Below are 12,012 nucleotides of genomic sequence, written 5' to 3' on the forward strand. Positions count from 1 at the left end.
CCTCAGGAGGTCTGAGCGCCGCAGGCGAGATCATGCCGCGGCCGCGTGCCGGTGACCAGGAAGTCCGTCGCGAGGTCGTTGGCGCACTTGTTGTCCTTGAACAGGTAGGCCAAATGCCCGCCCTGGTCCACGGTGACCATCCTGGCGCGGTCTCCGAAGGCCTTACGCAGCTTCCGGGCGCCCGCCAGCGGCGTGGCCGGGTCGCGGAGGTTCTGCACGATCAGCACGTTCGACGGGCCGCGGTCGGTGATCTTCACCGGCGGTTCGACCGGCTCGGACGGCCAGAACGCGCACGGCGTGATGTCCGCGGCCGCCGCACCGAACAGCGGGTGCCGGAAGCGGTCGATCGCCACGTTGCGCCGGTAGGTCCCGATTTCCTCCGGCCAGTCGGAGTCGTTGCAGATCACGTGCAGCTGGCTGGCGATGTAGTTGTCCGGCGGGTACGCGGCCCCGGCGGACGGCTGCCCGGTGGCGGGGGTGGACGCGGGGTGCGGCACGGGCTTCCCGGTGTCGAGCGCGCGCCAGGTTTCGGCCAGCTTCGGCAGGTTCTTGTCGTAGTAGAGATCGGCGAACGTGACGTGGCGGAACACCTGGCCGTTGTAGCCGTCCGGGCTCGGTGTCCTGTCCAGTCGCGCGGCGAGTTCGAAGTACTTCGCGGTCACCTGCGCGGGTGTCCGGCCAAGGCCGTATTCGGGCTTCGCGGCGGCGAACTTCGCGAAGTCCGGGAAGCGGTCTTCGACGCCCTGCCCGAACAACCGGGAGAAGGGGGCGTCCCAGCCGCCGGGGCCGGTCGCGCTGTCGATCAGGAACCGGTCGCTGCGCTCGGGGAACAACGAGGTGTACACCGAACCGAGGTAGGTGCCGTACGAAATGCCGAAGTAGTTGATCTTCCGTTCGCCCAGTGCCTCGCGGACCCGGTCCATGTCGCGGGCGGTGTTGGCGGTGGTGATGTGCGGCAGGAGCGACGCCGTGGCCGACGAGCCGCATTTCGCGGCGACGGCGGCGACGCGCTGGGCCTCGCTCGTGACGTCGGCGGAGTTCCGGGCGTACCTCGGGATGTTGGTCGGATGCTCCTCCAGGGACAGCCCGCAGGTCACCGGGGTGCTGTTGTGGACACCGCGCGGGTCCATCCCGATCACGTCGTAGCCGTCCAGCACCTCCTGCGGGATCTTCAGCCTCTTGAGGATGTCCGGATAGGCCAGTCCTTCGCCACCGGGGCCGCCGGTGTTGGTCAGCAGCACGCCGCGGCGCTTCTCCGGCTTGGCGCTCGCCAGACGCGAGATCGCGATCTCGATGGTCTTCCCGCCAGGGTCGCGGTAGTCCAGTGGGACGTCGAGGGTGCCGCATTCCAGCCCGAGGCCGGCCGCCTCCGCCGGGCACGGCCCCCATTTCGGCGGGGGTGACGCCGACGCCACCGCCGGGGTCGCCGCGGTCGCCAAGGCGGCGGCGAGAACGGGGATCAGGGCTTTACGCATGGGTTTCCTCCGTAGGTCGATGAAAATGGAAGTCCACTTCGGACAGTCACCGGCGCGGTTCCCAGCGGAAGAGCCGGGAGGCCAGCGCCACGGCGACGACGACCCACGCCAGGGTCGGGGCGAGCAGGAGCAGGGATTTCGAGACGGCCACACCGCCGTTCCAGGCGTTGACGACGAGTTCGGTGGCCGACCCGCCCGGCAGCAGGCGCTTGAGCAAGGTGAGGTCGTCGGTGCCCGAGATGCCGACCCAGGAGGCGACCGCGATGACGCCGAGGGTCACCGGCAGCGTGGTGACCTGGGCGTGCTCGGGCGAGTTGGTCAGGCCGGCGGTGGCGAGGCCGAGGCCGATCATCATGGCGACGGTGGCGAGGACGGCCAGCACCAGCAAGCCGATGTTGGCGGGCGTACCGGTGACGATGCCCAGCACGGTCATGATCACGGCCACCTGGACGAGCGCGATGGCGGTGACCGGCAGCACCAGCCCGGTCAGAATGGACGCGTCACCGGCGGCCGTGGAGCGCAGCCGCTTGAGGAACAGGTTCTGGCGGCGCGACGCCAGCGTGGTCACCGAGCTGGTGTAGAGGCCGAAGGCGCACACGGTGAACATCACGATCGCCGCGATGTAGCCGAGACTGCCCACCTTCGCGAAGAGTTCGTGCTGGTAGACGAAGAACGCGCAGATCGCGATGGGCATCACGAAACTGGTGATCAGGACCGAGCGGTTCCGGAAGATCTGGATCAGTTCGCTGCGGGCTATGGAAAGCATGACTGGAATCCTTTGCGAAAAGGGAGGGTGGGCTAGTCGTTGTCGATGGCGCGGAACACGTCGTCGAGGCGGGTCGGGCCCGCTTCCAGTTCGCGCAGCTCGATCGCGTTGTCCTGTGCCCACCGCAGCAGGGTGTGCAGGTCCTTTTGCAGGCCGAAGGTCTCGATGACGAACTTCCCGTCATGCTCCCGCCTGCCCTGCAGCGGCAGTGCCGGAGCCGACGGCGGGAGGCCGAACCGGATCACGGCAGGCAGCGTCCGCGTCAGCTCGGCGACCGTGCCCTCCTGGTGGAAGGTGCCCTGGTGCATCAGGCCGATGCGGTCGGCGCGTTGCTGGGCCTCTTCGAGGTAATGCGTGGTGAGCACGATCGTCGAACCGTCCTCGCGCAACTTGTCGACCGCGTCCCACAGCGCGTCCCGCGACTGGATGTCCAGACCGGTCGTCGGCTCGTCCAGGAACACCAGCTCGGGCGAGCCGTACACCGCGGTCGCGAAGTCCAGCCGCCGCTTCTCACCGCCGGAAAGCTGTGACACCTTCGTGGTCGCCTTACGTGTCAGGTCCACGACGCCGAGCACGCGTTCGAGCCGGTCCGTGCGCTGGGTCAGCGCTCCGATCAGGCGGATCGATTCCTTCACCGTCAGATCCGGTGCGAAACCGCTCTCCTGCAACATGATGCCCATCTTGGGCCGCACGGCGGCGCGGTCTCGCGGGCTCTTCCCCAGGACGCTGACCGTGCCCGACGTCGGCGTCCGGTGTCCTTCAAGGGTTTCCAAGGTCGAAGTCTTGCCAGCCCCGTTCGTGCCGAGCAGGGCGTAGAATTCGCCTCGCCCGACCTGAAAGGACAGGTCCTTCACGGCGTGGAAGTCGCCGTACTTCAGGTTCAGGCGGTCAACGTCGATCACTGGTGTCGAAGTCATGCCTTGAATCACAACGTCTCGGGTGGTTCCCGGCCAGTGCGGTCACGTCATGATCGGCCCATGACATTCGTCGGGATGAACCCATGACGCGGTGTCACTGTTGCCCGCCGCCCTGGAGGGCCGATACTGGGACCATGTCTGATGTGGACACCGAGCCGGCGCGGGGAAAGCTGCGCAAGCTCAACCTCACCATGTTCCTCCCGCTGTTCATCGTCGGTGGGGTGATCGTGGTGGCGTCGGACGCGCGGACCTGGTGGCACGTGGTCGTCCTGAGCGCGAGCGTGCTGGCGGCCATGGTCGCCTTCGTGCGGTGGACGTCGGGCGAGCTCATGCGGGTCGCGATCCCGTGCCTGGTCGTCACGGCCCTCGTGTGGCCGTTTTCCGTGCTGCTGGTCGGCGGCAGCTCGGCGTTCTTCGGAATCCTTCTCGTGGGCTCTTTCGTCGTTCCCCAACTTCCCCGTCACCGGGTCGCGGCCGCGATCACGCTCGTCGCGTACATCGCGGCGGTGGGCGCGGCGCGGCTGCTGGTCTCCCACGAGGACATGTCCGAAGAACTGGTCAAGTTCGTCTTCGTCCCGGCCGCGATCACCGCCATCGTGCTCGGGCTCATGTTCCCCAACAAGAGGTTCTACGACGTCGTCAAGGAGCTCGAGGAGTCGCGGGAGCGGGAAGCGGAACTGGCCGTCATCCGGGAGCGCGTCCGGTTCGCGAGCGACCTGCACGACATCCAGGGCCACACCCTGCACGTGGTGAAGTTGAAGACCGCGCTGGCCAGGAAGCTGGTGGACATCGACGCCGAGCGGGCGAAGCAAGAACTGGGGGAGATCCACGCGCTCGTCAGTGAGACGATCACCCAGACGAAGGAACTCGCCTACGCCCAGCGGCGGCTCAACCTCGCCGCCGAACTGGAGAACGCGAGGAACCTCTTCGAAGCCGCGGGCATCCGCGTGCGCATCAACCGGGAGGGTGACGTCGATCCGGACGCGGGCAGGGTGCTCGGCCAGGTCCTCCGCGAGACCACGACCAACATCCTGCGCCACGCGCAGGCGACCCGGGTGCGGATCACGCTGTCGGAGTGGAGTATCACCATCGTCAACGACGGCGCCCAGCGAGCACCGCTGCCCGAACTCCGGGGGCTGGCCGCGCTCGAACAACGCGTTGTCGCGGACGGCGGCGAACTGACGGTCGAACAGGAGGACGGGCAGTTCTTGACGGCCGCGGCCTTTCCGCACGGACGTTCCGAAGCACTGGAGAAACGATGACCACGGTGGTGCTCGCCGACGACGAGGCCCTGCTCCGCAAGGCAATGGCCGCGCTGCTTCCACTCGAGGGCGAGATCATCGTCCTCGCCGAAGCGGAGAACGGTGAAGAGGCCATCGAGGCCACGCTGCGGCACGATCCCGACGTCCTCGTCATCGACCTCGAAATGCCCGGGGTGGACGGGCTCGGCGCCGTCGCCGAAATCCGTCGTACGCGGCCGAACCAGGTCATCCTCATGCTGACCCGGCACGCGAAACCCGGGGTGCTCCGCAGAGCCCTCAAGCTCGGCGTCCAGGGGTTCGTCAGCAAGGCGGCCGAACCTTCGCACATCACGTTCGTCATCGCCGCCCTGCACCAGGGCAAACGCTGGATCGACCCGGACGTCTCCGCACTCGCCGTCGTCGACGACTGTCCCCTCACCGAACGCGAACTCGAGGTCCTGCGGGTGACGGGCGAGGGGTATTCCGTCGCCGAGATCGCCGCCCAGCTCCACCTCGCGCAGGGCACGGTGCGCAACTATTTGTCCAACGCCATGCAGAAGACCCAGACCCAGACCCGGCACGAGGCGGCAAGGTACGCCCGCGAGCACGACTGGCTCTAGCGCATGGTGTGGGCGCGTTCGCCTCGCGGTCCGAAAGGACAAGGGGCTCGACGGCGCGACCCGTCGGCCGAGCCGAGCCAGTGCGGCAGCGAGGTGTCGAATTCGGCGGCCTCGACGGGTGGCAGGACCATGTCCCGGTCGCCGACCACCAGCCGGGTCCGTCCATTGAGGACATATACCCGTTCGTAGCCGCCGTGGGTCTGCGCCAGTGGATTCCGCGGGTTCCGGGCGGCCGGGAATGAGCATCTTGAACGCCTGCACCCCGCCGGCGCGGCGGGTGAGCGGCAGGAAGGTCATGCCGTGCCGGTGGATCGGCGCCAGATGGATTTGCGGGTCGCCGGTCCGAGGAGCGCCGACCTCGCCCGCGCGGTCGAGGTACCCCGGGCAGGGCACTGGCTCGCCGAGGAGAACCCGGAGTTCGTGAGCGCTGAGTTGATCAGGTTCCTGAAGTCGTGACTGAGGGGTAAGGCAAAGGTGGTTTAGGGGTCGCCCGCGGCAGGTCCATCGTCGCGGGGTCACACCGGTTGAGGAGCTTGATCAACAAGGATTCAGGGGGACATGCCCCAGGGCCTGGCAGGCACTAGCGATGCCAAGTCCGGACTACCACCAGGAGCGCTGACCAGCAGCTCTGCGACTTTGCCGGGACCCTGACCTGAGAGCCCTTTGCTACCCGCGACGTGATCCCTGGTGACACTGGGACAACCGTGACGCCGGCCTCGGACTCGTGGACCTGACACTCGACACGGCACGTTTGCCCTTCACTCACGACCTTGGCGGATCCGCTATCTTCGTACCATGGGGGAGAAAGCGAGCGCCCAGGACGCGGCACAGCGGCTGGCGGATTCGGTGAACAAGGTGTCGGTCGGCCGGGTGTACGACTATCTGCTCGGCGGGGTGCACAACTACGCGGTGGATCAGCAATTCGCCGAGGAACAGCTACGGCTGATCCCGTCGATGCGGGATTTCGCGCGTGCCAACCGGGCGTTCCTCGGGCGCGCCGTTCGCTACATGGTCGGTCAAGGCATCCGGCAGTTCGTGGACATCGGTTCCGGTCTGCCGACCCAAGGCAACGTGCACGAAGTCGCCGAGGAGGTCGCACCGGGTGAATGCCGGGTCGTCTACATCGACAACGAGCCGATCGCGCAGGCCCACGCCGAGATCCTGCTGGAGCAGACCGCCGACCCGGCCCGGCACACCGCGCTGGACGGCGATTTCCACGACGGCCCACGATTGTGGAACCAGGTGATCGGCACCGGGCTGATCGATTCCGACCGGCCGATCGGCCTGCTCGCGGTGGCATTGCTGCATTTCATGCCCGACGACACCTCCCCGCACACCACTCTCGGCGGCTACTTGGAGCGGTTGCCGTCCGGCAGCCTCGTGGCGCTCTCCCACATCCACGTCCCGGCCGAGGACACGGCGTTGCAAGAACGGTCGGCGGGCGTCGTCGATTCCTATCGCCGCCGGACCAACAGCGCCGTCACGCTTCGCGGGCGGGAGGAGATCGCCGCGTTCTTCACCGGACTGCGGCCGGTCGACCCCGGCCTGGTGTGGTTGCCGCAATGGCGGCCCGATGGCGAATTGCCTGACCCGGACGGTTTGGTGGGGTCCCGTGGTTTGGCGGGCGTCGCCCGTAAACCCTGATCGCTGGGTGGACGAGCTGGACTGCGTGGATTCTAACGTCCGATAATCCACACGGTCACGCCCCGGTTTCCCATAGGTCGGCAAAGGGAAGCCCGAAGGCGAACTGCCTCACTCAGACGGTTTGGCAGTCCATCGAAAACCACGTTGGCGGGGAGCGACCGCCGCTCCCCGCCAACGCGCGTCAGAACGGGTCAGGACCGCGTCAGCGTGACCCCGTAGTTGTTCGCCGCGTCCACGACGGGCTGGTAGTAGGAGTACGAGCCGGTGGCGTTGGAGCCCTGGTTGTAGCCACAGTCGTGCCCGTCGTTGGGGCCGCCGGAGGTCAAGCCCTGTGCGGTGTTGCCCGCGATGTAGGCACCGCCGCTGTCGCCGCCTTCGGTGCAGACGGTGGACTTGGCCAGGCCGCTGGTGGCGACACTTTCCCCGCTGTAGCGGACCGTCTGGTTGTAGGCGGTGATCTTGCCGCAGGTCCAGCCGGTGGTGTTGCCCGCCTTGCACAGCGTGGTGCCGACCGGCGCCTTCGAGCTGCCGGTGATCCGCACCGTGGTGCCCTTGCGGGTGTCCACGTAGCCGCGGCCGGTGTCCTCGTCGTCGATGTCCATCAAGCCCATGTCGACCGACGGGAATTCGGTGGCGACGCCCCGGCCGATGTGCTGACCGTTGCGGTTGAGGATGTCCGGGTTGCCTTCGACGCAGTGCCCGGCGGTGAGCAGGACGTTGTCGCCGTCGCTGGTGGTGCCGGGGAAGCCGAGGGAGCAGTTGGTGCCGGGGTCGAGGTCCATGATCTGGCCGGGGATGACGTCGGCCTGCGTGGTGTTGCCGTTGGCGACCCCGGTCCGCACGGTCACGCCGGACAGCGCCGAAAGCCGCCGGACGAGGGCGCGGTCGGCGCCCGGCTGCACGGTGACGACGACCTGGTCGGCCGCGAGTTCCGGACCCCAGGACTGCACCTGGGTGACATCGGCGCCGATCACGGTGCCGACGGTGGTGGCCAGGGTGTTCAGCGCCTTCTCACCGCGGGCGCCGGTGCGCGGCGTCAGCCCGGCCGAACGGAGGGCCTGGGCGGATCCGGCGTCGGTGGCGTTCACCACGAGGGCGCCCGCGTCGTCGAAGTACGCGCCGTCGGTGTGGAGGCCGCGGGTTCTGATGCTCTCCAGCGACGAGATCAGGACCTTCTCGTGGTCCAGCTTCTGCGCGGCCTGAAGGGGGCTGACCCCGAGCTGGGACGCGAGGGTCTCGAGCATCGTCTGGTCGTAGGCGGCGGCCGGAGCGGCGGTCGCCGGGACGGCGAGTGCGCCTATTCCGGCGCAGGCGCTCAGCAGAGTGAGCATGACGGGTCCGCGAATTCGCATGCGAATTTCCTTCGATAAGGAGGGAATGACGAACCGCCGGAATATGTTCGGAAATAGCAGGGACCGGGCGGTTCATCTCGACGCGAGGAACATTACGAGCGGCCGACTAGCGCGCCGTAGCGCCGAAAGTAGGTTCCGGCTGAGCGGTCCTACTTTCGTAGGCGAAAAACGTGAATTGCCCGCGTATTGCGCGGAAGTGTCATTGTCACAAAAGTGTCAGGAATTCCGTGAGCCGAGGTAGGCGTCCAGAGCGGCGGCACCGGAGAGCAGGGCGCGTCCCCTTGCCGAGAGCCGGGTGTGCCAGTCGTGCAGCGTCGACTCGAGCGGCACGACGCCTCCGGCCGAGCGGACCTGCTCGATCAGCGGCGCGATCCGCTCCAGGAGATAGCCGCCCCGTCTGAGCTGATGGGTCAGCTTGGCGTCGCGCACGTCGGCCGCGCTGTAGACGCGGTAGCCGGTCCGCGGGTCACGTTCGGGCCGGAGAAGGCCTGCGCGTTCCCATTTTCGCAGGGTGGCCGGCCGGACGCCGAGTTTCCGGGCCAGCGGACCGACGAACAGGTCGCCCCGTTCCTGTGACACGGACTCGAGGTCGCGGAGCGCGGCCGCGACGGCTTGGAGGGTGCGGCGGTCGTCAAGCAGCTGGGCGTGGCTCTCGTCGACGAGCCGGAGCGCCTCTTCGATCGCGTCCTGGTTGACCGCCACCATGATCGACGACGCCGTCGCGTGACCGTGCCCCGGCACGAGGGCGAGAAACGCGCGCAGGGCTTGCGCGTGCAGCGGCGTGTAGGTGCGATATCCGTGCGGGCCGCGTTCGGCGGCGGGGAGGATCCCGTCCGCCTCGTAGTTGCGGACGGCTTGGGTGGACAGGCCGTGCTCACGCGCGAGATCGACCGGCCTGAGCCGCTCACGGGTTTGAAGGTTCCGGCCCACTGTCCTGCCACTGTCGCTGCGAAGTACCAACTGGCGGTTCAACGATACAGTCAAGAGAATGACTGCGAACCTCATGATCGACCTCGACCTGGCGGAACTGCGTGAGGTGACGGACTTCGCCGTGGCTTGCGCGGAGCCCGCTCTGGCGATCTTCGAGCGTGAGTGCCCGGATGACCCGCGCCCGAGGGCCGTACTCGACGAGGCACGCCGGTTCGCGTCCGGGGATAAGCGGACGAAGTCCTTGCGGGTGACCGCGCTGGACGCGCACCGGGCGGCGCGGGCCGCCAGGGAAAGCGGTCGTGAAGCCGCGTTCGACGCGGCCCGCGCCGCCGGTCACGCGGGAGCGTCCGCGTATCTGCACCCGCTGGCGAAAGCGACCCAGGTCCCGCACATCCTCGGGGCCGCCGCCAACGCGGCCCGCGCCTTCGAACTCGACGCCGGCGACGATCCCGCCGTCGGCGCCGGATACATCGAGAAGATGGCCGGGCTCGCCGGTCCCGTCGTGGTGGACGTCCTGAAGCGCTATCCGGACGCCCCGGACGGTGGCCGCCGGGCGGGGGAATTGCTGCGGATGCTGGACGTGCTGTTGCGGCCCTGATCGCGAGCCCGGCGTTCGTAGCGCGCACGGGCTCGCTGATAGGCCGTACCGAGCAGCTCGCGGGTGACCGCCTCGGTTCGCGACGCCGGGTTCACCACCGCCAGCCAGCCCGCGGTCCCGTAGACGGGATGGGCGATCACGGTGTCGGCCACACCGGGATCGACGTCGGTCTCGGCCGCTTCCCGAGGTGTGCGACCGAGTCGCCGGGTGAACTCGTCCTTCCCGGCGTGGATGTTCACGCGGAAGGTGTCCGCGCGGTCCAGGCGCGAGGCCTCGTCATCGGGGTAGTTCTTGGTCACGACCGTCGCGAAGGGCTGGACGTTCGCCGGGACGACGCCATCGGGGGAGTAGTAGAAGAACGCGTCGCCCCAGCTGAGCTCGGGCCAGTCGTCGCCGGGTGCCGGGGTGAGGGCCAGGACGCCGTCGAGGCCGGACACGAAGCCGATGATCTCATCGATGGTCATGTGCTCAAGCGTCACATTAAAGTGGATGTGGAGAGTTCGAGCCTGTTTTCGATGGAGTGAAGGTGCCAAGTCTCAAATCAACCGGAATGCGCACCGCGGAGATCGCGCGGCGGGCGGGGTATTCCGTCCAGCAGGTGCGCAACCTCGAACGTGACGGCGTTCTCCCGGCGGCGACGCGGACGGCCTCGGGTTACCGGAGCTACGAGGAGATCCATCTCCGATCCGCGCTGGCCTACCGCGCGCTTGCCGCCGGGATGGGGCCGGTCGAGGCCAAGAAGGTCGTCCTGGCCTTTCACCGGGACCCGTTCGCCGAGGTGCTCGCACTCCTCGACGCGGCCCACGCCGGGCTCGACACGGAGCGCGCGGACCTGCGGGAGGCCAAGGAAGCCGTCCGGGTGATCTCCCGCGAATCGATCGAAGACGTGCGCGGCTCGGACTCGATGAGCGTCTCCGAACTCGCGTCGGCGCTCGGCCTGCGTCCGTCGACGTTGCGGCACTGGGACGCGGAACGGCTCGTCGTCCCCGGCCGCGATCAGCGTGGGACGCGGCGGTACACGCCATCCCAGGTACGCGACGTGCGGATCGTGCACCAACTGCGGTTGGCCGGGTATCGCGTCGCGCCCCTGCGCGCGCTGATGCCGGAGCTGCGGCGCTCCCGGCGGCTGGAGGACGTCGCCTCCGCGCTCGCCGACCGGGACGCCGGCATCACGGCCCGCTCGCGGGCGCTTTTCGACGGTACCGCCGCGCTTTCGCTGATCGCCTAGACTGTGTTTCTCAAAGCTCGCTTCGGGACTTCCGCGGCCGGGCCGCGACATCAGCTGATCCCTCACCCAACCTGCCAACCCCAGTTGGGGAGCCACGCCTCAAGCGTCCTTGGGCGTGCGTTCGCGCAGAGCGGCGAGCGCCTTGTCGGCGTGGACGTCGAACTTCAGCTCGCTCCTGACGGCCTTGAGGATCTTGCGGTCGGTGTCGATGACGAAGGTGCGCCGCTTGGTGTGCAACGGGCTGAATCTGCGCCAGACTCCGAACTGTTTGGCGACGGTACCGTCCACATCGGACAACAGTGGGTAGTCGAAGCCGTGCAGGGTGGAGAACTGGCGTTGTTTGGTGATGCCGTCGGGGCAGATCCCGACGCGGTGTGCGCCGACTTCGCCGAATTCCGCGGCCAGGTCGCGGAAGTGGCAGCTCTCCGAAGTGCAGCCGCCCGTCATCGCGGCCGGGTAGAAGAACAGCACGACCGGGCCGGAGGACAGGAAGTCCGACAGCGTGCGGTCCTGGCCCTTGTCGTCGGGCAGGGTGAAGTCCGGGGCGAGGTCTCCTTGGTCCATGCCGGGCATTCGGAGCCGGGGGCGCGCCGGATTGGCCCCCGTGGCTCAGCGCGTGCAGCGCCAGAAGACCCTCGCGTTGTACGGGGAAAGGATCTTGTCGTACTCTTCGCAGTCCGTGAAACCGGCCCAAGTCGCCTGGCTCCTGGCGTGATGCCGGGCGTAGCTGAGTTCGAGGCCGAAGTCGCTCGACCCGTGGCCCACGAACTCCCTCGTTTCCAGCGCGCTCGCGGGAGCGGGGTTGGCGATCGTGCCGGTGATGGCGGCCGCGCCGAGCAGGGCGAGCGATGTTTTTCTCATGGCTACCACGCTAGAACCGGAATGCCGCGGGGTTCGCCCGCCGGATGGGCGCTGCCGCTGCGGCCGTCCGTCGCAGGCGGGTTCCCACGATGTGCGACCCCGGCTGGGGGTGAAACGGATATCTTCGCGCCATCTTTGAGGAGCCGATCGGCGAGGCCACCGCGGCGGCCGCCGGAATCCATGCGGGAGAACGCGTTCTCGACGCCTGGTGCGGCACCGGTGCGTCGGCGATCCCGGCCGCGCACCTGGTCGGCTCCGGCCACCCCCGCAATTAGTCCTCTAGTTGCGGTCCTTGCACGCGCAACTACCGCAACTAGAGGACTAATTGCGGGACGTGCGGAGTTTCGGTGTACAGTCGTGCACTCAAACCGGGTGAACGG

General features: G+C 68.1%; 13 protein-coding genes and 2 pseudogenes. 6 read left to right on the forward strand and 9 right to left on the reverse strand.

Translation table 11 applies throughout. The features are described 5' to 3' along the window. Positions 1-2 precede the first annotated feature (2 nt). From ACM6LU_RS15600 to ACM6LU_RS15610, 3 genes are read right to left on the reverse strand one after another with little or no spacing between them, the layout of a single operon-like run. The gene (locus tag ACM6LU_RS15600) at positions 3-1,475 is read right to left on the reverse strand and encodes an alpha/beta hydrolase (protein WP_414938388.1); all 1,473 of its coding nucleotides are present in this window, start codon (positions 1,473-1,475) and stop codon (positions 3-5) included. Positions 1,476-1,521: 46 nt separating this feature from the next. Further along, positions 1,522-2,241: an ABC transporter permease gene (locus ACM6LU_RS15605; protein ID WP_414938389.1), complete on the reverse strand. Its 720-nt coding sequence runs from the start codon at positions 2,239-2,241 to the stop codon at positions 1,522-1,524. Positions 2,242-2,273: 32 nt separating this feature from the next. Beyond that, complete coding sequence (locus ACM6LU_RS15610; RefSeq protein ID WP_414938390.1) at positions 2,274-3,158, reverse strand: ABC transporter ATP-binding protein; 885 nt, start codon at positions 3,156-3,158, stop codon at positions 2,274-2,276. Positions 3,159-3,301: 143 nt separating this feature from the next. Here ACM6LU_RS15610 and ACM6LU_RS15615 point away from each other — a divergent pair, with 143 nt between their 5' ends. Both ACM6LU_RS15615 and ACM6LU_RS15620 read left to right on the forward strand, forming a co-directional pair. After that, entirely contained in the window at positions 3,302-4,420 is a 1,119-nt protein-coding gene (locus ACM6LU_RS15615; RefSeq protein ID WP_414938580.1) for a histidine kinase, read from the forward strand. Beyond that, positions 4,417-5,019 (forward strand): response regulator, encoded by a 603-nt coding sequence (locus tag ACM6LU_RS15620; protein WP_414938391.1) that lies wholly within the window; start codon positions 4,417-4,419, stop codon positions 5,017-5,019. Before ACM6LU_RS15615 ends, ACM6LU_RS15620 begins: the two co-directional genes overlap by 4 nt. Here ACM6LU_RS15620 and ACM6LU_RS15625 read toward each other — a convergent pair. Continuing rightward, a pseudogene (locus ACM6LU_RS15625) lies at positions 5,016-5,376 on the reverse strand (cupin domain-containing protein); the annotation flags it as partial. The gene ACM6LU_RS15620 and the pseudogene ACM6LU_RS15625 overlap by 4 nt on opposite strands. Here ACM6LU_RS15625 and ACM6LU_RS15630 point away from each other — a divergent pair. Together ACM6LU_RS15630 and ACM6LU_RS15635 are read left to right on the forward strand one after the other, a co-directional pair. After that, positions 5,362-5,475 (forward strand): annotated as a pseudogene (locus tag ACM6LU_RS15630) (alpha/beta fold hydrolase); the annotation flags it as partial. The pseudogenes ACM6LU_RS15625 and ACM6LU_RS15630 sit on opposite strands and share 15 nt — an antisense overlap. Before the next feature lie 339 nt (positions 5,476-5,814). Further along, on the forward strand, positions 5,815-6,663 hold the full coding sequence (locus tag ACM6LU_RS15635; protein ID WP_414938392.1) for an SAM-dependent methyltransferase: 849 nt from the start codon (positions 5,815-5,817) through the stop codon (positions 6,661-6,663). Positions 6,664-6,854: 191 nt separating this feature from the next. On the opposite strand, the gene ACM6LU_RS15640 is transcribed toward ACM6LU_RS15635, so the two are convergent. Both ACM6LU_RS15640 and ACM6LU_RS15645 read right to left on the reverse strand, forming a co-directional pair. Continuing rightward, positions 6,855-8,015 carry a S1 family peptidase gene (locus ACM6LU_RS15640; RefSeq protein ID WP_414938393.1) on the reverse strand — a complete coding sequence of 387 codons (1,161 nt, stop codon included), beginning with the start codon at positions 8,013-8,015 and terminating at the stop codon, positions 6,855-6,857. A 216-nt stretch (positions 8,016-8,231) separates the two neighbouring features. After that, positions 8,232-8,987 (reverse strand): TioE family transcriptional regulator, encoded by a 756-nt coding sequence (locus tag ACM6LU_RS15645; protein WP_414938394.1) that lies wholly within the window; start codon positions 8,985-8,987, stop codon positions 8,232-8,234. Positions 8,988-9,003: 16 nt separating this feature from the next. Between ACM6LU_RS15645 and ACM6LU_RS15650 the strand changes: the two genes are divergently transcribed. After that, positions 9,004-9,543, forward strand: a complete 540-nt coding sequence (locus ACM6LU_RS15650; protein ID WP_414938395.1) for a putative immunity protein — start codon at positions 9,004-9,006, stop codon at positions 9,541-9,543. On the opposite strand, the gene ACM6LU_RS15655 is transcribed toward ACM6LU_RS15650, so the two are convergent. Continuing rightward, positions 9,468-10,007 (reverse strand): DUF6194 family protein, encoded by a 540-nt coding sequence (locus ACM6LU_RS15655; protein ID WP_414938396.1) that lies wholly within the window; start codon positions 10,005-10,007, stop codon positions 9,468-9,470. The genes ACM6LU_RS15650 and ACM6LU_RS15655 overlap by 76 nt on opposite strands. Positions 10,008-10,093: 86 nt before the next feature. Between ACM6LU_RS15655 and ACM6LU_RS15660 the strand changes: the two genes are divergently transcribed. Then, entirely contained in the window at positions 10,094-10,771 is a 678-nt protein-coding gene (locus ACM6LU_RS15660) for a MerR family transcriptional regulator (protein WP_414938397.1), read from the forward strand. A gap of 99 nt (positions 10,772-10,870) precedes the next feature. Here the strand turns inward: ACM6LU_RS15660 and ACM6LU_RS15665 are convergent, their stop codons facing one another. Both ACM6LU_RS15665 and ACM6LU_RS15670 read right to left on the reverse strand, forming a co-directional pair. Next, the gene (locus tag ACM6LU_RS15665; RefSeq protein WP_414938398.1) at positions 10,871-11,335 is read right to left on the reverse strand and encodes a peroxiredoxin; all 465 of its coding nucleotides are present in this window, start codon (positions 11,333-11,335) and stop codon (positions 10,871-10,873) included. A gap of 45 nt (positions 11,336-11,380) precedes the next feature. Further along, positions 11,381-11,632, reverse strand: coding sequence for a hypothetical protein (locus ACM6LU_RS15670; RefSeq protein WP_414938399.1), 252 nt, complete (start codon positions 11,630-11,632; stop codon positions 11,381-11,383). Between the last annotated feature and the right edge of the window lie 380 nt (positions 11,633-12,012).

Origin of the sequence: Amycolatopsis sp. cmx-11-51 (genome assembly GCF_047608665.1) — a bacterium.
Taxonomy (GTDB): domain Bacteria; phylum Actinomycetota; class Actinomycetes; order Mycobacteriales; family Pseudonocardiaceae; genus Amycolatopsis.

Coding starts and splice junctions, on each gene's coding strand:
- ACM6LU_RS15670 (WP_414938399.1), bottom strand. CDS start 11,632: ATGAGAAAAACATCGCTCGCCCTGCTCGGCGCGGCCGCCATCACCGGC.
- ACM6LU_RS15610 (WP_414938390.1), bottom strand. CDS start 3,158: ATGACTTCGACACCAGTGATCGACGTTGACCGCCTGAACCTGAAGTAC.
- ACM6LU_RS15600 (WP_414938388.1), bottom strand. CDS start 1,475: ATGCGTAAAGCCCTGATCCCCGTTCTCGCCGCCGCCTTGGCGACCGCG.
- ACM6LU_RS15605 (WP_414938389.1), bottom strand. CDS start 2,241: ATGCTTTCCATAGCCCGCAGCGAACTGATCCAGATCTTCCGGAACCGC.
- ACM6LU_RS15635 (WP_414938392.1), top strand. CDS start 5,815: ATGGGGGAGAAAGCGAGCGCCCAGGACGCGGCACAGCGGCTGGCGGAT.
- ACM6LU_RS15665 (WP_414938398.1), bottom strand. CDS start 11,335: ATGGACCAAGGAGACCTCGCCCCGGACTTCACCCTGCCCGACGACAAG.
- ACM6LU_RS15660 (WP_414938397.1), top strand. CDS start 10,094: ATGCGCACCGCGGAGATCGCGCGGCGGGCGGGGTATTCCGTCCAGCAG.
- ACM6LU_RS15655 (WP_414938396.1), bottom strand. CDS start 10,007: ATGACCATCGATGAGATCATCGGCTTCGTGTCCGGCCTCGACGGCGTC.
- ACM6LU_RS15640 (WP_414938393.1), bottom strand. CDS start 8,015: ATGCGAATTCGCGGACCCGTCATGCTCACTCTGCTGAGCGCCTGCGCC.
- ACM6LU_RS15650 (WP_414938395.1), top strand. CDS start 9,004: ATGACTGCGAACCTCATGATCGACCTCGACCTGGCGGAACTGCGTGAG.
- ACM6LU_RS15620 (WP_414938391.1), top strand. CDS start 4,417: ATGACCACGGTGGTGCTCGCCGACGACGAGGCCCTGCTCCGCAAGGCA.